Annotated in this window: 18 protein-coding genes; 10 read left to right on the plus strand and 8 right to left on the minus strand. The window is 62.3% G+C overall.

Annotated features, from left to right (window positions below; genetic code table 11):
- The first annotated feature begins 2 nt into the window (after positions 1-2).
- From VKV28_06910 to VKV28_06920, 3 genes are all read left to right on the plus strand, one after another.
- Positions 3-233: a hypothetical protein gene (locus VKV28_06910; protein HLH76521.1), complete on the plus strand. Its 231-nt coding sequence runs from the start codon at positions 3-5 to the stop codon at positions 231-233.
- Between the two features lie 108 nt (positions 234-341).
- Positions 342-791 carry a hypothetical protein gene (locus VKV28_06915; GenBank protein ID HLH76522.1) on the plus strand — a complete coding sequence of 150 codons (450 nt, stop codon included), beginning with the start codon at positions 342-344 and terminating at the stop codon, positions 789-791.
- 185 nt (positions 792-976) lie between these two features.
- Positions 977-1183 (plus strand): hypothetical protein, encoded by a 207-nt coding sequence (locus VKV28_06920; protein ID HLH76523.1) that lies wholly within the window; start codon positions 977-979, stop codon positions 1181-1183.
- 108 nt (positions 1184-1291) lie between these two features.
- Here VKV28_06920 and VKV28_06925 read toward each other — a convergent pair whose 3' ends face one another.
- Positions 1292-1609, minus strand: a complete 318-nt coding sequence (locus VKV28_06925; protein HLH76524.1) for an OmpA family protein — start codon at positions 1607-1609, stop codon at positions 1292-1294.
- 538 nt (positions 1610-2147) lie between these two features.
- Positions 2148-4382, minus strand: a complete 2235-nt coding sequence (gene priA, locus VKV28_06930) for a primosomal protein N' (protein HLH76525.1) — start codon at positions 4380-4382, stop codon at positions 2148-2150.
- 194 nt (positions 4383-4576) lie between these two features.
- Between priA and aroC the strand changes: the two genes are divergently transcribed.
- The 3 genes from aroC to aroB are packed head-to-tail and all read left to right on the plus strand — an operon-like array spanning position 4577 to position 7334.
- Positions 4577-5743 carry a chorismate synthase gene (gene aroC, locus VKV28_06935; protein ID HLH76526.1) on the plus strand — a complete coding sequence of 389 codons (1167 nt, stop codon included), beginning with the start codon at positions 4577-4579 and terminating at the stop codon, positions 5741-5743.
- Complete coding sequence (locus VKV28_06940) at positions 5743-6258, plus strand: shikimate kinase (GenBank protein ID HLH76527.1); 516 nt, start codon at positions 5743-5745, stop codon at positions 6256-6258. The genes aroC and VKV28_06940 overlap by 1 nt, the downstream gene beginning before the upstream one ends.
- The gene (gene aroB, locus VKV28_06945) at positions 6258-7334 is read left to right on the plus strand and encodes a 3-dehydroquinate synthase (protein HLH76528.1); all 1077 of its coding nucleotides are present in this window, start codon (positions 6258-6260) and stop codon (positions 7332-7334) included. The genes VKV28_06940 and aroB overlap by 1 nt, the downstream gene beginning before the upstream one ends.
- A gap of 52 nt (positions 7335-7386) precedes the next feature.
- Here aroB and VKV28_06950 read toward each other — a convergent pair whose 3' ends face one another.
- The 6 genes from VKV28_06950 to VKV28_06975 all read right to left on the minus strand — a co-directional run bounded on the left by VKV28_06950 (position 7387) and on the right by VKV28_06975 (position 14635).
- Positions 7387-7602, minus strand: coding sequence for a helix-turn-helix domain-containing protein (locus VKV28_06950; GenBank protein HLH76529.1), 216 nt, complete (start codon positions 7600-7602; stop codon positions 7387-7389).
- 209 nt (positions 7603-7811) lie between these two features.
- Positions 7812-8330: a signal peptidase II gene (lspA, locus tag VKV28_06955; protein ID HLH76530.1), complete on the minus strand. Its 519-nt coding sequence runs from the start codon at positions 8328-8330 to the stop codon at positions 7812-7814.
- Positions 8327-11206, minus strand: coding sequence for an isoleucine--tRNA ligase (gene ileS / locus VKV28_06960; GenBank protein HLH76531.1), 2880 nt, complete (start codon positions 11204-11206; stop codon positions 8327-8329). Before ileS ends, lspA begins: the two co-directional genes overlap by 4 nt.
- 141 nt (positions 11207-11347) lie before the next feature.
- The gene (locus VKV28_06965; GenBank protein HLH76532.1) at positions 11348-12187 is read right to left on the minus strand and encodes an LLM class F420-dependent oxidoreductase; all 840 of its coding nucleotides are present in this window, start codon (positions 12185-12187) and stop codon (positions 11348-11350) included.
- Between the two features lie 421 nt (positions 12188-12608).
- Complete coding sequence (locus tag VKV28_06970; protein HLH76533.1) at positions 12609-13223, minus strand: NIPSNAP family protein; 615 nt, start codon at positions 13221-13223, stop codon at positions 12609-12611.
- A gap of 53 nt (positions 13224-13276) precedes the next feature.
- Complete coding sequence (locus VKV28_06975) at positions 13277-14635, minus strand: Rieske 2Fe-2S domain-containing protein (GenBank protein HLH76534.1); 1359 nt, start codon at positions 14633-14635, stop codon at positions 13277-13279.
- 196 nt (positions 14636-14831) lie between these two features.
- On the opposite strand from VKV28_06975, the gene VKV28_06980 reads away from it, so the two are divergent.
- The 4 genes from VKV28_06980 to VKV28_06995 all read left to right on the plus strand — a co-directional run bounded on the left by VKV28_06980 (position 14832) and on the right by VKV28_06995 (position 18416).
- Positions 14832-16007, plus strand: a complete 1176-nt coding sequence (locus VKV28_06980) for a cobalamin-independent methionine synthase II family protein (protein HLH76535.1) — start codon at positions 14832-14834, stop codon at positions 16005-16007.
- 34 nt (positions 16008-16041) lie between these two features.
- Positions 16042-16617, plus strand: coding sequence for a DUF308 domain-containing protein (locus VKV28_06985; GenBank protein ID HLH76536.1), 576 nt, complete (start codon positions 16042-16044; stop codon positions 16615-16617).
- A 198-nt stretch (positions 16618-16815) separates the two neighbouring features.
- On the plus strand, positions 16816-17721 hold the full coding sequence (locus VKV28_06990; protein ID HLH76537.1) for a DUF72 domain-containing protein: 906 nt from the start codon (positions 16816-16818) through the stop codon (positions 17719-17721).
- Positions 17718-18416: a glutathione S-transferase family protein gene (locus VKV28_06995; protein HLH76538.1), complete on the plus strand. Its 699-nt coding sequence runs from the start codon at positions 17718-17720 to the stop codon at positions 18414-18416. The genes VKV28_06990 and VKV28_06995 overlap by 4 nt, the downstream gene beginning before the upstream one ends.
- Positions 18417-18524: the final 108 nt, after the last annotated feature.

Here is an 18524-nt window from a genome sequence, read left to right on the forward strand (position 1 = left end):
CGATGAAGCGCTTTTTGAGCAGCGGTTTGTCCTGCGCGGCCGGCGCTGCCGCGATTCTTATGGTATCGACGTTGGTTTGCGAGCTAGCGTTGGCGCAAGCCACGGTCCCCCTTGCCGGCAACCATCCGCTGACCAATCTGCATAGCTGGCACACCGCCCCGCCGCAGATGCGGCTTCATATGGCCGCGATCCTGAGCCTGCGTAACACCGCACCGTGGGTGGCGGTATTTTGAACGTAACCAACACCAGCGGCCTGCCGGAATCGATCGGCGGCGTGACGGTGACGGTAGGCGACCCGAAGCTGTTTCTCCAACCTGGCCCTGGTTGGAACGAGCAATGGAGTGTCTCGGACAGTGGTCACGGGAACAGTAGGCGACAATACACTTTTCACTTTCAGCCCGGCGCTGGTCGTGCCTGTCGGAGGAGTGGCGACCTTTGCCTTGAGCACCACGCTCTCGCTGACCCCGGCGCGAATCGAGTCGGCGATGAAATATGCCGGCTTGATAGGCGGGGGCGCGCCGCCGGTGATGCCGCTGGGGGTGGGGCTGGCAATGTTTGGAATCGGCTTGATCGCGGCCCCGGCCGAGCGCCGGCGGCGGTGGTTACTACTTGCCGGCCTGATAGTCATCCTGGCAGCCGGCCAAATCGGTTGCAGCAGCAGTTCCAGGACCGTGCTCTCCTCCTCGCAACAGCAGGTGCCGGCTGGCGGGGTCGCCGCGACCAATAACCAGGGAGCCGTGTGGGTCTCGGGCCTGCCCGCCACCCTGAGCACGATCCAACTGCTGAACTAGCGCTGAAGCGAAAACAGGTCTTAGTGGGGCGAGCAGCTAATGCCCACGCCTGAACCACGCGGCAGAGTCTCCCGCGCCAACCCTTGCCGGTGGCGCCTCAGCCGGATTTATCTCTCCCGTCATCTCGCCGTAACATTCGGCGGCTATCGTCAAGCCGACACTTTTTGGTTCATACGAGGGGTGCGATGGTCCGGATTCGCCTCGACACCACGGCTTCCGAGCCTAGCGAGCAGCTCGATCAGGCACGCAAATGCCTGCGCGAGGCAGGGGTTAAAGTCCGCCGCCGCTCCCGCTCCCTGCGGGCTTGGCTCGACGTTCCCGACGAGGACCAGGAAACCGCCTTGGCCGCTCTACAAGCCGCCAATATACCCGTGATCGTGCTGCCCGAGTAGACCAACTTCCCGCTCGCCCAGGCGCTTCCCCGACCAACGCGAGGCGGTGCCCTACGTCCGGAGGGGGCACCGCCTGCGGTACGATCAACCACCCAGCAGTTCCGGCACCTATTGTGCCTGCGGCACCAACTCGACCCGCCGATTCTGGGCCCTCCCGGCAGCCGTCGCGTTATCGGCAACGAAATCGGTCTTGCCGTAACCGTGCGCGATCAGGCGGTCGGGGGCCACGCCCTTGTTCACCAGGTAGCCGACCACGGCATCCGCCCGCCGTTGAGAAAGCTTGAGGTTGTAGGCGACGCTACCGATCGCGTCGCAATAGCCGTTGACCTCGACCGTGACCCCGGGACTCTGCGCCAGGAGCACCGCGGCTTCATCCAGGATCGGCGCTGCGTCGGGCCGAATATTGGCCTTGTTGGTTGGTGGCATACATTGCACCGCCCGCGCTGCCGCCGGCGATAAAGGCGCCCAACACGCCGCCCCCAACCGCGCACGGTCCCCACTGGCGAGGCTGGGCGACATTGGCGCATCCCGCCATCGTCCAGGCTAGAGCAGCCACCACAGCAACCGCACTAAAAGACTTTGCGCCCGTCGTTCCCATCTTTCCTCTCTCTCATGCCCACTCATCGTCGGGTCGATTGCGCAAGCACGGCTCGATTGCCGGCCACGCCGATCCCCTCTTAGACTGGGCGCCATCACTGATAGCTATTGATTTAAATAGGAACGTTGCGGCGGGATTAAATCATCTTTACACCCATTTACCGGCAACCGCGCAAGATCGTGACAACCTTCCGCTTCAAGAGCTTCGTGATGTCATTCCCGCGCGCGTGTCTGGGGTGCGCGAGAAATCCCGATTCCACCGGCACGACTAGCAAAACATCGGGATTCTTCGCGCACCCCAGACACGCGCGACAATGACTGCCCAAAGATTCCGGGTAGTAAAAGCGAAATCCGGGCCAAAACAGTCCTACAGCATGTGGACCGGATCGATATCGATCGACCAGAAGATTGCGGCACGGCGCGCGCGCGGCGCAAGCTCGCGCCTGAGCGCCAGCAGGGGCTCGCGCAGATGGACACGGCTGGGCGCCTTGAGCATTAGCTGCCATCGATAACGCTGCTTGATGCGCTCGATCGGTGCTGGCGCGGGTCCCAGGAGCTTAACCCGCTCGCCCGCCCGCGCCAGCAGCTCAGCAGCGAAAGTCGCCATTTTCTCGACCTGCTCGGCTTGCGTTCCTTCCAGCCGCACCATCGCCAAGTGACTAAAGGGTGGATAGTCGAATTTACGGCGCAGTTGCAGTTCGCGGCGCATGAAGCCAGCGTAATCCTGGCGCTGCGCGGCGCGAATACTGTAATGGTGGGGGGAATAGGTCTGAATAATTACTCGTCCCGGATGCGGGCCGCGGCCGGCCCGGCCCGCGGCTTGAGTGAGCAATTGAAAGGTACGTTCCGCCGATCGGAAGTCGGGCAGATTCAAGCTGAGATCGGCCGCCACCACCGCAACCAAGGTCACGCCGGGAAAATCGAAGCCCTTGGTGATCATTTGGGTACCGACTAAGATATCTACCTCGCCCGCTGCCAACGCGCGTAGGATCTGCTGGCGCGCCCCCTGACGGCGGCTGGTATCGCTATCCATTCGTTCGACTCTGGCCTGCGGCAACAGGCTCTGCAGTGCGGCGTGCAGACGCTCGGTGCCAAAGCCCTGGCCCTGCAAACCCAGGCCGCGGCATTCAGGGCACGCCTCGGGCGCGGGCCGGTAATGACCGCAATAGTGGCATCGCAACGAACGATCGCGCAGATGGAAAGTCATACTGACGCTGCAATCGGGGCAGGAAAGCACGTTGCCGCAGAGCTGGCAGTGCAGAAAATTGTGAAAGCCACGCCGATTGACAAACACCAGGCTTTGGCCGCCCTGGGTCAAAGTTTCACTCAGCGCCTGCACCAACGGCACGGATAAAGGGATCGGCGCTCCCTCGGCCTCCGCTTCGGGTGCCAGCCCCTGCTCCACCCTAGGCTGGCGGCGCAAATCCACCACTTCGACCTCGGCCAACGGCCGATCGTGGATCCGTTCGCCCATGCGCAAAAGCTGATAGCGACCATTGCGTGCGTTGGCGAAAGACTCCGCCGCCGGGGTGGCCGAACCCAGCACCACCGGGCATGAACTAGCCTGAGCCAAGGCCACCGCTAGATCGCGCGCGTGATAGCGAATCCCCTCCTCCTGCTTGTAGGCCGGGTCGTGTTCCTCATCGACCACGACCAAACCCAGGTCATGAATGGGAGCAAACAAGGCCGAGCGCGGCCCCAGCAAGACTCGGGCCTGACCGCCCAGGGCCGCACTCCATGCGCTCCAACGCTCCGCAACCTTCAGGCCGCTGTGAGCCACGACGACGGAGCTTCCAAAGCGCTCGGTAAAGGCCTGCACGAGATGGTCGGTAAGCGCTATCTCGGGGACCAACACCAGCGCACGGCGTCCCAGGTGAAGGCACTGAGCGACCAGGCGTAGGTAGACCTCGGTCTTGCCGCTGGCGGTGATGCCCCAAAGCAGAAAAGGGCGGAAGGAGCGTGCGGTCAGCGTCGGTACCACGGTATCGATCGCGCGCTGCTGGGCAGGGGTCAGGCTGGGAGGGGCGCCGGGCTGGGTTGGCGCTTGCGCTAGCCGCCGCAACCGCCCTCCATCCTGCTCCCGATGGCGTCCACGCATGCCCTCGCGCCGCTCCAGCAATCCCTGTCCCAACCATCGCCGGACCAAGCTCCCGGCATGCTCGGCGCCGACCAGCTTGCCAATCTTACTCAGGTTCAGCGGCGCCTTACCCAAGGCTGCCACCAGCGCCTGTTCCGCCGCGCTCAGGGTGGCCCGGAACAAACCGTCGAGCGGCCGCGCTAGAGCATAAACGGTTTGGCTCTCCACCCGCATCAGGCCTGGCATCACCGCCCGGTAAGCTTCTGCCAGGGTGGTCTGATAGTAGACCGCCATGAACTCCAACAGCTTCAGATGGGCCGCATCGAAAGTCGGTTGTGGCTCAAGCAACTCAAGTATTGGTTTAATTTCGGCTTGAGGCTCACCGACGGCCAATCTCACCACGATCGCAGTCAGCCGCCGCCCGCGCATCGGCACCAAAACCCGATGGCCGGGCCGCAGCTCATTCGCCAACGCCGGCGGGACGAGGTAGGTAAGCTGGTTGAGCCCACGCATCGGACTTAGCACAATGACCTCGGCCAGCCGTGAGGACGTAGCTGCCGAAGCTTTACAGGAAGCGGTATCGCACATCGTTGGCCCCAGCCTGCCATAGCGGGAGTAGGCAAGGGAATCAGCCTGCCGCCGCTTCCCAGGATCGGCCGAACCTGCTTGAATCAACTTGCCCCGATGGCGGCATTGCAGGAACAAGGTAAAAGATTTCTATGTTACGCTTTCTCACCGCGGGTGAATCCCATGGCCCTCAGTTGGTAATGGTCGTCGAGGGGATGCCGGCGGGGTTCACAATCGATCCGGCCCAAATCGACTTCCACCTAAGCCGCCGGCAAAAAGGTTACGGGCGCGGAGGCCGAATGGCGATCGAGCAAGATAAGGCTCGGATCGTGTCGGGAGTGCGTTTTGGCCAGAGCTTGGGCTCACCGATCGCGATGGTGATTGAAAATCGCGATTTCGCGAACTGGACCAAGCGGATGTCGCTCGATCCGGCCGATCGCGAATCGGCTCACGTGATTACCCGCCCCCGGCCCGGCCATGCCGATTTGGCCGGTGCGCTGAAATACGACCGCGAAGACATTCGCGATATCCTAGAGCGTGCTTCGGCGCGCGAGACCGCGGCACGGGTCGCGATCGGCGGTTTGACCCGCCAGTTGGTGGGCCCCTTCGGTATTGACGTGCTAGGCTACGTCGCCAGTATCGGACGCATCCAGGCTTCCACGCCTGCTCATCTCCCAATGGCCGAGTTGCGCCGAGTTACCGAAGAGTCGCCGGTGCGAGTTGCCGATCCCCAGGCCGAACGCGCCATCATCGCCGAGATCGATGCGTGCAAGGCGAGCGGCGACACCCTGGGTGGCGTGGTCGAGGTGGTGGTTGCCGGTTTGCCGGTGGGTCTGGGCAGCCACGTCCATTGGGATCGCAAGCTGGACGGGCGCCTGGGACAGGCTCTGCTCGGCTTGCAAGCGGTAAAGGGGGTAGAGATTGGCAGCGGCTTTCAGGCCGCCGCGATGCGCGGATCGGAATTGCATGACGAGATCGGCTACGATCCGCAGCGCCATCAATTCACCCGTAACTCCAACAATTCGGGCGGCACCGAGGGCGGCATGACGACTGGCGAGCCGCTACGGGTGCGCGCGGCCTTCAAGCCGCTTTCCACCCTGATGCGGCCGCTACGCTCGGTGGACACCAAGACCAAGGCGGAATCGGTGGGAACCATTGAGCGCTCGGATGTGTGCGCGGTGCCCGCCGCCGCAGTGATCGCAGAGGCAGTAGTGGCGTTTGAGATTGCCAACGCATTCCTGGAAAAGTTCGGAGGCGATTCTTATCACGAGATCGAACGCAACTACCGCGGCTATATGGAACAACTGCGCGCCTATTAATGAATAAACTGGTTCTCACCGGTTTTATGGCAACGGGCAAAAGCGCGGTGGGGCGTTGTCTGGCCGCGCGCCTGGGCCGAAAATTTTTCGATACCGATCACATTATCGTGCGCCGCGCCGGTTGCTCGATTGAACGAATTTTCGCAATCCATGGCGAAGCACATTTCCGGGCGCTCGAACGCGCAGTGATCAAGGAGTTAGCGCTCAGCCCCGACACCGCTGTGATCGCCACCGGCGGCGGCTCGCTGGTGGACGAGGTCAATTATTGGACCTTGGCGCCAGTCGCGCGGATTGTCTGCCTGGTCGCCCGGCCCGAAGTGATCGCCGCCCGGCTGGCGGGTGCCGCGACGGTGCGACCCAAGCTGGCGGAAAGCGGTCTTCCGCTGAAAGAAGCAATCGCCCGCTTGATGGAACAGCGGGCGGGCGCTTACGCCCGCATCGGAACGGTCGTGGACAGCTCTGAGCTGACTATCGCGCAAACCGCCGATCGGGTCATCCAGATGCTGGAGGCCTGATGCCCTCCTTCGACGTGCAATTGGGCGCGCGCTCCCATCCGGTACATGTCGCGGCTGGGTTGCTGGCACGGCTGGGCCAATTGGCGGCCGGCGTAGGGCTGGCCGGTCGCTGCGTGATCGTCACCGACTACACCGTCGGTGCGCTCTATCTAAAGACGGTCGAAGCGGCCCTCAAAGGCGCCGGGTTCGATCCAGCGGTTATCCGAATCGCGCCCGGAGAAGCCAGCAAATCTAGCGCGGGGTTGGGGCGGATCTATGACGGCCTGATCGAGGCTGGACTGGATCGCTCCCACGCCGTTTTCGCCTTGGGTGGCGGCGTGGTAGGCGACTTAGCGGGTTTTGCCGCCGCCACCTATTTGCGCGGGGTGCCCCTGGTCCAGGTCCCAACCACGCTTCTGGCCCAGGTGGACTCCGCCTTGGGCGGCAAGACCGCTATTGACCATCCTCGCGGAAAAAATCTTATTGGCGCCTTTTACCAGCCTCGTCTGATCGTCGCCGACGTGGAAACCCTGCGTTCGCTGGGTGAGCGCGAATTTCGGGAGGGGCTGGCGGAAGTCATCAAGTATGGCGCCATCATGGATGCTCCCTTGATCGACCATCTAGAGCACTCGCTCCAGAACATCCTCGGCCGGGAGCCGCGTGCGCTGGAAATAATCGTCGAACGCTCCCTGCGCCACAAGGCGTTCGTGGTGGAGCGCGACGAGCAAGAAAGCGATCTGCGCACCATTCTCAACTTCGGCCACACCGTCGGCCACGCCTTGGAGATGTCCGCTGGCTATGGCCACTATCTGCATGGCGAAGCGGTCGCGATTGGAATGACCGCGGCCAGCCGCTTGTCCTGCCTGCACGCGGGGCTTGCACCGGCGGAGGCGCGGCGGCTGCAAAAGCTGATCGAGACGGCAGGATTGCCAGTGGAATTGCCCGCGGGATGGCTGAACGAAGACTTCGCGCGCGCCTTGCGCCTGGACAAAAAGCGCGCGGCCGGCACGATCCGTTTCGTCCTGCTGGACCGCCTGGGGCACGCCCTGGTGCGTGCGCTGGAGTTCGATCAAGTGACCGCCGCGCTCGCGTCCTGATTCATTCCATATCCTTACTTAACGCTCCCTGCGCCATCCCCACGGCGGCGGATCAAGTGCGCGGCGGTCTGGCCGCGCCGGCTGCTTGCAACTCGCCACCCTGCTCCAGGCGCCAACGGTCGATCGTCTCGATGTTGAAGCGCCAATCGCTACCCAGTTTGAAGCCAGGGATGTCTCCGCGCTTGAGCAGCCGATAAATGGTGGAAGGATGCACCCGCAGATAATCGGATAATTCCTTGACGGTCAGAACCTTCGCTGGGGTTGCCATGGTGGCTCGGCTCCGTGAAAATCTAGGAAAATGCTGCCCTGTCTTAGCTTTGGCCAACAATCGCACAACAACTTTTTCGCGCGCGCAAACAAAAGGGCTAAATCAGGCGCTTTGGTGGTAATTAATCGCGCCGGCCACAAGAAATTTTCCTTCGCATGGCACCATGTCACTCCGCCTCGCCGTTTGTTGGGACAAGCAGCGGCGTCCAATCAGGCGGGAGTTTTTGGCGAAGCCGAGTGAGAAGACCCCGGTCCAAAGAGCGAGGAGATGAGCAGCAGCGCGACGCCGATAGTGATGGCAGAGTCGGCGACGTTGAAGATCGGGTAATCGTGCGCGTAGTAGTGCATCAAGATGAAATCGGTGACAACCCCGTACGATAGCCGATCAATCAGATTGCCGCAGGCCCCGGCCAGAATCAGCGCCAGGGCGGTATTGATTAGCCCCAAGCGAAAATTCTGCCACAACAAAACCAGCAGCACGACGATGGCGACCGCTGACAGCCCGATCAGGAACCAATGATGGACCCAGGGCGGCGCATTGGTCAGCAGGCTGAAAGCCGCTCCTGGATTGAGAGCATAGGTAATGTCCAGCCAGTGGGGGATGAGCACGATGTCGTCGCTCAAGCGCAAATGGTTGCGAACCAACGCCTTGGTCACCTGGTCCAACGCCAACACCGGCAGCGTGATCAGGAACAAGGAGCGAAAAAAACCTGCCAGGCGCGCGCTCAATGGCTCGCCGCCGCCTCGATCACCGCACGGCAGCGCGGGCATAGCTCGGTGGGCTCGCGATGGTAGGTCCAGCAGCGTGGGCATTTGTGCCCCTCGCTGCGCCGGCCGAGGATCAGTAGGGGCGGATGCTGACTGAGGCGCACGAAACCCTCCTCCAACCGCCCACTCTCGCCCTCCAGCCGCGCTCTGAATTGTTCGGCGCGGGCCGCCGGCATGAGTTCTACTTCCGCGACCACAAACAACTCGCGCAGTTGCTCGCCGGCCTGGCGCAGGATGTTTTCCAACGGATCGCCCGGGGGCACGGCCAGCTCCAAATGGGCCTCCAATGGCGCCCCGATCATTCCCGCCTGGCGCAGATCCTCCAGCAGCTTGAGGGCAACCGTGCGCACCTCCAGCAGCGCCTGCCATCGCGTCTCCAGCTCCGCGTTTCCCGCCGCCGACACCTCCGGCAGATTCAGCAGATGGATGCTGGCCGCGCGTGGGGCGGGAACATGGCCGTAGATTTCCTCGGCGGTATAGGGCAGCAGCGGCGCCATGATCCGAAGCAGCGCGTCCAGGATTTGCAGCAGCGCGGTTTGAGCCGAGCGGCGCGAACTGGACGTGGGTGCATCGCAATAAAGCCGGTCGCGCACCACCTCGAAATAGAGCGCACTCAGATCCACCACCGCAAAGTTGACCAAGGCGTTGTAAACAGCTTGGAAATCGTAGCGCTCATAGGCCGCACGCGTAACCTGTTTGAGCCGCTCCAAGCGGGTTAGGATGAAGCGATCGAACTCCGCCATCGCATCCGGCTTGAGCTGGTCGAGGGCCGGGTCGAAGTCGTACAGATTGCCCAGCAGATAGCGCGCAGTGTTGCGCAACTTGCGATAGGATTCAGCAACCGCCACAAACAGCTCGTCGCCCACCCGCATATCGGCGGCATAATCGACCGAGGCGAACACTAGACGGATAACGTCGGCACCCACCCGTGCGACCACCTCGGCGGCGTTCTCCACGTTGCCCAACGACTTGGACATCTTGCGGCCCAACTCATCGAGAGTCAGGCCATTGGTGATCACGCTGCGATAGGGTGCGGCCTGGCGAATCGCGGTGGCGGTAATCAGCGAGACCTGGAACCATCCGCGATGCTGGTCCACGCCTTCGATATAGAGATCCGCGGGCCAATGCAGCTCGGGCCGGCGCGCCAACACCGCCGCCTGCGAACAGCCGGAATCAAACCAGACGTCCAGAATGTCTTCGGTCTTCTCGAATCGGCTGGCGCCGCAATTTACACAAAGCTCACCCGCGCCGAAATCCTCGGCCGGTCGCGCGTACCAGGCGTCCGAGCCCTCGGCCGCGAAAATCTCTTCGGCCCGACGCAAAACCGTGGGGCTAAGGCTGACCTCGCCGCAGCCGCTGCAGCGCAGGGCGGGAATCGGCACACCCCAGGCGCGCTGGCGCGACAAGCACCAATCGGGGCGGCTCTCCATCATGTTCTTGATGCGATCGCGCGACCATCGCGGAATCCAGTTGACCTGTTCGATCTCGGCCAGTGCGCGCTGGCGCAAATCCTGGTGATCGATTTGAAGAAACCATTGCTGGGTGGCGCGAAAGATCAGCGGATTTTTGCATCGCCAGCAATGGGGATAGCTGTGGCTGAGTTCCCGGGCCTGCAACAAGGCGCCGGCCGCGCGCAGATCCTCGACGATAGGCCCGTTGGCATCGAACACTCGCATCCCGGCATATGCGCCCGCCTGCGCGGTGAAGACGCCACCCTCGTCCACCGGGGTCAAGGGCGCCAACTGGTACTTGCCACCCACCACGAAGTCCTCGTAGCCGTGGCCCGGCGCGGTGTGGACCAAACCGGTGCCGGCCTCCAGCGTGACGTGCTCGCCGAACATCAACTTGACGTCGCGCGCGGCCAGCGGATGGCGAAAAATGTCCTTACCGTCCAGCGCGTGGAGCGCGGTGGGGCTCAGCGGAATGCGCCTGATCGCACGCCGGCCGATGGCCTGCTCGAAATTCTCCACCAGCCTGGCGGCCACGATATACAACGCGCCGTCCAGCTCCAAGGCCTCGTAGGCAAAGCCAGGGTTCAGACTGATGCCCAGGTTGGCGGGTAAGGTCCATGGTGTGGTGGTCCAAATTACCGCCAACAGTCGGCCTTGCCGATGCGCCTCGCTCAGCAGCGGACCATCGACCGGATCCGCCGCGAGTGCATCCGCTTGGCCAACTTCCTGGTTGATCCTGAAAGCGACGTAAATGGAGGGCGAGGAATGGTCGTGATATTCGACCTCGGCCTCGGCCAGGGCAGTGCGGCAATCAAAGCACCAATGGACTGGGCGCAGACCGCGGTAGACGTAGCCCTGCTCCACCAGCTCGCGTAAGACTGCAATTTCGGCGGCGTCATAGGCAGGGCTGAAGGTGAGGTAGGGATTACTCCAGTCGGCGATCACGCCTAAGCGGCGGAAATCCTGGCGCTGCGCCTCGATGTAGCGCTGAGCATGCTCACGGCAAAGCTTGCGCAACGCCAGCTTGGGCAGGCTACGCGCCTTGCTCCCCAGCTTGCGCGAGACCTGATGCTCGATCGGCATCCCATGGCAATCCCAACCCGGCACAAACGGCGTCCGGAAGCCCATCATGGCACGCGAGCGAATAATGAAATCCTTGAGAATCTTGTTTAGCGCGGTACCAATATGTACTTCGCCGTTGGCGTAAGGCGGCCCGTCGTGCAGCACGTACGTGGGCGCTCCTTCTCGGGCCCGGAGAAACTCACGGTAGAGGTCGAGAGCGTCCCAGCGGGCTAAAATCGCCGGCTCCCGCTGGGGCAGGTTGGCCTTCATCGGAAAGTCGGTACGAGGCAGACACAGGGTATTTTTGTAATCTGAACTGGCCACAGTATGGTCGCGATTCCGGCGCCCGCAGGCGCCTTGGTAAGCTCTTTACACCAAAGCCAAGGGAGTCTGATTAGCTTAACTGATACCCACGGGCCGCGCGAGTAGCTTGGCCGGCAACGGCCCGCAGGGCTTGTGTCGTGATTAGACTTTGCCGATAAGCTGGCGTTCCACCTGCGCGATTACCGCCAGCACGCCCGCCACATCGGCGGCGCGCGGCGCGACCAGCAGCCGCCCGACCCCGACATCGGCAAAGCGACGCGCCAGGTCGAGATCGAGTTTGGGCTCGGCCTTGGGCGTAATCGTTATCTCGAACTCATCCAGCCGCCGACCGTGGCGGGCGCAAGCCTTGCGCAGGCCGGCGATCGCCGCCACTGCATCCTCCAGGCTCATATCGTAGCCGTACCATCCTCGCCCACTGCGCACGGTACGGCCAAAGGCATACGGCGTACGTCCGCCCCAGACGATTTCCGGGGTCGGTCGTTGTACTGGCCGAGGTTCCGCGCGAATCCCGCTAAAAGAGAAAAAGCGGCCGTGAAATTCGGGCCGCTCCATGTTCCACACCGCTTTCATCGCGGCCAAAGCTTCCTCCGCCCGCGGCCCGCGGTCCTGAAAGGGGATACCCAGAGCCTTGAATTCCGCCTCGGCGCTGCCGATCCCAAGCCCCAGGATCAGTCGGCCGCCGCATAGCACATCCAGCGTGGCTATCTCCTTGGCCAGGACCAGGGGATTGCGCTGGGGCAGCAGGATGATTCCGGTGCCAAAGCGCAACGTGCGGGTGTGGCCGGCGGCAAATGCGATCGTGCCGATCAGGTCCAGAATCGGCTTGTCTGGCGGCATTCGAAACTGCGGATCGGGCAGCACCAGATGTTCGCCGCCCCAAAAGCTCTCGAAACCCGCCTGCTCGGCGGCGCGCGCAACGGTAGCGATCGCTTCAGGCCCCACGCACGGATGGGTATTGATTTCGAAAAGTCCGAATTTCATCACTTCTCCCCGAAGGCTGCGGCGACGCGCTCGCCGATTGTTCCGAATTGTTGGGCGCAGACACCCTTCCCTGCCAACTGCGTGGGAGAAGAGTCAAGAGAACAGCGTCCTGCGCCAAACCAAGGCTCGATGGGCAAGAAAACGGCTTCCCTTCGCGAAACCTGCAAGGCCGGCCGCTATGTCACGACCCTCGAGCTTACCGCGGGGCTTTCGTACTCCTCTGACCCGCTCACTTTGCGGGAGCGGGCCAGCCTCACGCTGGCCGCGTGCTTTCTGCGCCCCGCGTGACGCGCGGGTGAGGGTGCGGCCGCCGCCCGCCGTGCCAAGCTTTTTGTTTTAGGGCACCCCAATCTCTCCTGGAGGAAGAGCCGTATACTTGTACCCCGGTTCCTATTCGCACTAACCCGCCAATGGTTCCATGTTAGCGAATCGGTGAGAACGAAGCTGGGATCAGGATGGAGTTCTCCGCCTTGACCAGCAGATCACCCATCGGCGGCGGCCAGGAGCCGTCCTTCATCGCCTCCGCCCGAATCCGCTCGCGCTCGGCATAATCCTGATAAGCCCAAATATGAAGCCACTGGTTGAGTGGTCCTACCTCGCTGTACCAGCCCGCGATAAAGGGTGAGAGCTTGGCCCGTTTCTCAATCCGCTCGCTCCAGTTCTTGATCAAGGTGGGGATGCCGCCGGGCCGAATCGTGTAGCGGCGCATCTCTACCAGCGAACCGAGTTGCGCCGGAACCAGCGGAGGGGAAAACGGCGCGGGCATGAAGATTTCGGTCTTCTGCTCGACCAGAAATTCCTGCAGGGCCGGCGGCCAGCCTTCTACCTTGCCGGCGGCTGCGCGAATCTGCTCGCGATGGGCCTGACTCTCGTAGGGCCAGACGTGGATAATCTGGTTGAGCTGGCCGATTTCGCTATGCCAGAAGGCGGCCAAAGGAGAGAGCTTGATACGCCCGGGCAAGGCCCGCTCGAACGCCGCCTCGGCCGCTCTCACGCTGCCCATCTTAACCATATAAGTCCGCATTTCGTAGATCATGTGCCGCTCTCCATAAGTGCTGGTTGCGGGGCGCGCTCAGAGGCGCGTCGCCGTTACTCGTGAGCCTCGGCCGCCACGCTGGAGGGCCAGCCCGGGCGCGCCGGCGCCGCCACGATCCGGCCGTCGGGCGCGACCGACACCCTGGGAAAATTGCGATAGATTTCCTGCCAATCGCGCTCTTCCTTCATCAGCAGATCGCCGGCGTGAACCGCCAAGTAAGCCTGCGGATTATCCACTCCGGGTGGCACCGTGCCGTCGCGCTGCAAGGCTTGGGCAGCCTCGATCAGCCGGCGGCGGGTCTGAATTACCATCAGGTCACTATAACCCAGATGCTCCAAGTCGTGATCGAGGACCGCGCCCATGCTTTCGGTTACGGCCTGGTCCTGCAGCAGCACGCCATCAATCCCGGTGAAGCTCTTGTTGCGCTGCGCTTGACGATCGATCCCGTAATCGCTGGCGGCATTGTGGCGCAATCGCCAGCGCCCGTGCCAATCGGTGCTGTTGGGCAAGTAGTCCAGCTTGTGGGTAAAGCCGGCCATCCACTCGCCGCTCTTGAGCGTGCGCGAGCGCGGTGCGTTACCCTTCCAGGTCATTTGTAAAAACATGGTGTGATGGTCGTCCATCGGGACCCAGGCCCGAGCCATAATATGGCGGTCGAAATCGCCGTCGGGCGCGATGGTCCAAAAGGGCATCGCGAAAGGGGCGAAGCGCCAGTAAAACTTGCCGTCGATCAGCCGGCGCGCGCCGTACACGGTACCCAGCTCGGTACGCGCCACCATCATTTCGGGCTGGCGATTGGCGGCAGGATAGCGGCTCATGTTGCCTGGCGGAAAATCGTCGCCGTTTACTCCGCCCACGTGCAGGAAGCCAAAATGCGAAGTGTCGATGTCACCCTCCAACGCTTGCGCCCAGTTGCATTCGCGCTGGCAAAAGAACATCGACACCTCGCTCTCGGGCAACAGCGCGGGTTCCAGCGCCGGCAATTCGGGCGGTTGCGTACGCGGTCCCATGTACACCCAGATAAGGCCGTTGCGCTCCATCGCGCGATAGGCGCGAGCGCGCACCTTGGCCTTGTAATCGTACTCGGGTGGCACGTTGGGCATCTCCACGCAGGCGCCGCTGACATCGAATTTCCAGCCGTGATAAACGCAGCGCAACCCCTCGTTCTCGTTGCGCCCGAAGAACAGCGAGGCGCAGCGATGGGGGCAGCGGTGGTCCATCACGCCGATCCGGCCGGCGCTATCGCGAAACGCGATAAGCTTCTCGCCCAGCAGCATCAGCCGTAGCGGTGCTCCATCGGCGGCGAGCTCGGTGGCAAGCGCGGCAGGAATCCAGTACTGGCGCATCAGTTCGCCCATCGGCGTACCGGGTCCCACCCGGGTCAGGATGTCGTTTTCCTTCGCGGATGCCATCGCGCAACTCCTCGTTGGTCGGGCGCCACCCAGGCGCCCGTCTTTCTCTACAGCCTTGCCATACTCCGAGCGCGCAGGAAAGCGCGCCGGCAGCGTACCGGCAGGCCGGATTGCAGCTTGAGGGCAGACGAGCCAGGCGCTTTCTGCTATCAGTGTGGGGATTTATCTGCGATCTGGCACTGATCAGGAGGCTTAGATGAAGCGCAGCATGGATCGAATCATCACTTCCCACGCCGGCAGCCTGCCCCGCCCGGGTGACTTGCGAGAGCTGGTCGTGGCCAAGGAAAGCCATCAGCCCTACGACGCCGGCAAGCTGGCCACGCGTTTGCGCCAGTCGGTGGCGGAAGTGGTCAAGAAGCAAATTGAATCCGGGATCGACGTGATCAACGACGGCGAGCTTTCCAAAGTTACCTTCACCAGTTATATGCGCGAGCGGCTGAGCGGAATTGAAGACCGCAAAGCGAGCCATCCCACCCAAAAAATATACGCGCGCGATGAGAAGGAATTTCCCGAATACTTTGCCAAGGGGCCCGTTTTCGGCGGCGGTGCCGGGGGTCCCAGCGGCGGCCAAGGCGGGGGCACCCGCGAGGCAGTACTAACCGGCCCCATCAAATATATCGGTCAAGCGGCGGTGGCGGAGGATATCGCCAATTTCAAAGCCGCGCTGCAAGGCGTCAACCCGCTGGAGGCCTTTCTCCCCGCGGTGACTCCAGGCACCATCGAGCACTGGCTGCACAACGAACATTATCCCGACGCTCAGTCCTATCTTTACGCGATCGCCGCCGCCCTGCACGAGGAATACAAGGCGATCATCGACGCCGGCTTTGTCTTGCAAATAGACGACCCCGATCTTCCCGACGCTTGGCAGATTTATCCTCAGATGGACATCGCGGCCTATCGCAAGTTCGCCGAACTGCGAATCGACGCGCTCAATCGGGCGTTGGAAGGCCTGCCCGAGGACCGCATACGCTTCCATACCTGCTGGGGCAGCTATCACGGCCCCCACAAGTACGACGTGCCTCTCAAGGAGATCGTCGATCTAATCCTCAAGGTTAAGGCCGAATGCATCTCGATCGAGGCCTCCAACCCCTGCCATGAGCACGACTACCATGTGTGGGAGAAAGTCAAATTGCCGGCGGGCAAATCGCTGATGCCTGGCGTCGTCGGCCATTACAGCGACTTCATCGAGCATCCCGAGCTGATCGCCGAGCGGCTGGTGCGCTACGCCAAAATCGTGGGCCGCGAAAACGTGATCGCGGGCACCGATTGCGGAATCGGCAGCCGCGTGGGCCATCCCAAAATCGCCTGGGCCAAATTCGAGGCGATGAGCGAAGGCGCGCGCATCGCCAGCAAGCAGCTTTGGAACCGCTGAACGCATCCCGAAAGCGCCGAAGGAGACCTATCAGATGAGTGCCACACCCACGCCCATCGGAGCCGAACTGGAACGCGTCCGCCAACGCTGGTCGTGGGTGTTGGCGCTGGGCCTGCTACTGATCCTCTGCGGCCTGATCGCGCTGTCCGATACCGTCGTCGCCACGGTGGTATCGGTGATGCTGTTGGGATGGTTGCTGCTCTTCAGCGCCGCCTTCCACGCGATCCATCTGTTTCAGGCCCATCGCATCCATCCCTTCCTCGACCTGTTGGGTTTCATCTTCGACCTGGTCCTGGGTCTTTTGCTGCTGACCGATCCGGCCGCCGGCGCCGTCACCTTGACTCTGGTGCTGGCGGCGTTTTTCCTGGCCAGCGGTCTGATGCGCCTGTACGGCGCCGCCAGCTCCCAGCTGCCTCATCGCGGCTGGGCCGTGCTCGACGGCGCGGTTGCTGCCGTGCTGGGAATCCTGCTATGGGCGCATTGGCCCTCGTCAGGCCTATGGTTCATCGGCTTCGCCATCGGCATTGAGCTGATTCTGCGTGGCTGGAGCTGGGTAGCACTCGCCTTCAGCCTGCGCCGCTCCGTCAAAGCCGGTTCGCTCGCCAGGTAATCCCGCAGCCAGTTTCAGGTGGGCGGCCTTGCTCAACCTTAAGACCGCGCGGGGAGGGCCGCCCGTGTCACACCCCTATCAACCCATCATTGGGGGCTTCGTCGGGGGCTTCGTCTCGGGGGACCGTCCCCTGTTTCAGCGGCGTTCTGCTAAACTTAAGGACGCGCAAACCGCCACTTTGGCGCGACCGCCCGTTCGATGGCTCAGACGACCCAATTCCTGGTCGGAACCGCCTCTTGGACCGATCCTACTTTGCTCAGCACCGACCTGTTCTACCCACCGTCGCTAACCACTCCCGAGGCGCGGCTGCGCTTTTATGCCGAGCGGTTCAACACGGTGGAGGTCGATTCGACCTACTACGGCATGCTGTCCGAGCGCACCGCGCGAACCTGGGTCGAACGAACTCCGAATGATTTCATCTTCAACCTCAAAGCCTTCGCCCTGCTGACCCAACATCCAACCGAGGTTTCCCGCCTGCCCCAGGTGCTGCGCCAGATGCTGGCGGCCGACGTACCCGCGCGGCTTAGCCGACCCTCGCCAGAGCTCCGCATAAAGGCCTTCGAGATGTTTCGGGCCGCCGCGCAGCCACTGGTGGAAAGTGGCAAGCTGGGCATGATACTTTTTCAATTTCCGCCCTATTTCGTGTGCAATCCGGCCAATCAGGACTATCTGGCCGCACTGCCCCAGTTGATGCCCGCGGTCGACTTGGCTATCGAGTTTCGCCATCCGAGTTGGGTAACCCCGGCAGAGCGGCGCCAACAGACCCTCGACTTTCTGCGTCTGCACGGGCTTTACTACACTTCTACCGACGCACCCGCCGGCCCCTCCATCGCGCCCTCGTTCGTTGCCGCCAGCGGCAGCCGGATATATATGCGCTTTCACGGCCGCAATGCGCAGCGCTGGTTCCAAAAAGGAATTACTCCAGCCCAACGCTTTCGCTACCTGTACTCGGAGCAGGAGCTGGCGCAGGTGGCCGGCAACGTGCGCGCCGTGAGCGGGATTGCACGAGCCTACCTGATATTCAATAACTGCTACGCCAATTATGGCGTTATGAACGCCGCCACCATGAAGGAGATCCTGACACATCCCGAGCCACGCCCATGAAAGCCCGCCTGTTCCAAAGTTTTCCCGATTCGCGCTGCGCCAAGGTGCGCAAGCTGCTTGAGTTCAAGGGCATCGATTACGAGACCATCGAAGTCGATCTGATACGCCGAGACGAGGTTATTAGCCTGTCTGGCCAAATCACTTTGCCGCTTTTGCATATACCAGAGTCAAACACGTTGGTGGCAAACGCCGACTCGATCGTGACCCACCTGGAGTTGGCTTTTCCCAACCCCACCCTCTTACCCCCAACCAGCCGCGGCTTGCATCAGGCCCTTAACGCCTATCTGGACGGCGCGGTGGAACGCGTTCTCTTTGCTCTAGCTTGGCCCGACCTTTACCATTACTACCAACAGCAAGGCCCGCTGCAGGCGAGTTTTTTCGAGCATCTGAGCCAGCGCAAATACGGTCAGGATCCGAGTTCGTTACTTCACGCGCCACGTGCCAGCCAACTCGTCGCCGTTCATGACGTGCTGGCACCTTTCGATCAAGCCTTGGAAAACAGGGCTTTCCTGCTCGGCCGCTTGGGATTGGCCGACTTCGCGCTTTACGCTCAGCTCTGGCCGCTTAACTTCACTGGTACCAATCAAATCCCCGGTGAGCTGGTACGACTACGCTCGCTATTCGATCGGATCGATCGGCTGTCAGCCAGTCTGGATTTAGAAGCAACCTTGCCGGGCGGCGGCAGTTCAGATTAGTTCGCCCAGCCCGCCATACAGGAAGCAGGTGAATAGCGCGCCGGTGGAATCCAGCGCCACATCGTAGATAGACGGCCCTCGCAATGGCACGAACATCTGATGAAATTC

This window comes from Candidatus Binataceae bacterium, from assembly GCA_035294265.1.
In the GTDB taxonomy this organism is placed as follows: domain Bacteria; phylum Desulfobacterota; class Binatia; order Binatales; family Binataceae; genus DATGLK01.

What these genes read in the sequence shown, in the direction of transcription:
- VKV28_06980 (HLH76535.1), top strand. Translation starts at nt 14,832, where the DNA reads ATGAAGCGCAGCATGGATCGAATCATCACTTCCCACGCCGGCAGCCTG.
- VKV28_06950 (HLH76529.1), bottom strand. Translation starts at nt 7,602, where the DNA reads ATGGCAACCCCAGCGAAGGTTCTGACCGTCAAGGAATTATCCGATTAT.
- VKV28_06910 (HLH76521.1), top strand. Translation starts at nt 3, where the DNA reads ATGAAGCGCTTTTTGAGCAGCGGTTTGTCCTGCGCGGCCGGCGCTGCC.
- VKV28_06965 (HLH76532.1), bottom strand. Translation starts at nt 12,187, where the DNA reads ATGAAATTCGGACTTTTCGAAATCAATACCCATCCGTGCGTGGGGCCT.
- VKV28_06925 (HLH76524.1), bottom strand. Translation starts at nt 1,609, where the DNA reads ATGCCACCAACCAACAAGGCCAATATTCGGCCCGACGCAGCGCCGATC.
- VKV28_06970 (HLH76533.1), bottom strand. Translation starts at nt 13,223, where the DNA reads ATGATCTACGAAATGCGGACTTATATGGTTAAGATGGGCAGCGTGAGA.
- aroC (HLH76526.1), top strand. Translation starts at nt 4,577, where the DNA reads ATGTTACGCTTTCTCACCGCGGGTGAATCCCATGGCCCTCAGTTGGTA.
- aroB (HLH76528.1), top strand. Translation starts at nt 6,258, where the DNA reads ATGCCCTCCTTCGACGTGCAATTGGGCGCGCGCTCCCATCCGGTACAT.
- VKV28_06995 (HLH76538.1), top strand. Translation starts at nt 17,718, where the DNA reads ATGAAAGCCCGCCTGTTCCAAAGTTTTCCCGATTCGCGCTGCGCCAAG.
- VKV28_06920 (HLH76523.1), top strand. Translation starts at nt 977, where the DNA reads ATGGTCCGGATTCGCCTCGACACCACGGCTTCCGAGCCTAGCGAGCAG.
- VKV28_06975 (HLH76534.1), bottom strand. Translation starts at nt 14,635, where the DNA reads ATGGCATCCGCGAAGGAAAACGACATCCTGACCCGGGTGGGACCCGGT.
- VKV28_06990 (HLH76537.1), top strand. Translation starts at nt 16,816, where the DNA reads ATGGCTCAGACGACCCAATTCCTGGTCGGAACCGCCTCTTGGACCGAT.
- VKV28_06985 (HLH76536.1), top strand. Translation starts at nt 16,042, where the DNA reads ATGAGTGCCACACCCACGCCCATCGGAGCCGAACTGGAACGCGTCCGC.
- VKV28_06940 (HLH76527.1), top strand. Translation starts at nt 5,743, where the DNA reads ATGAATAAACTGGTTCTCACCGGTTTTATGGCAACGGGCAAAAGCGCG.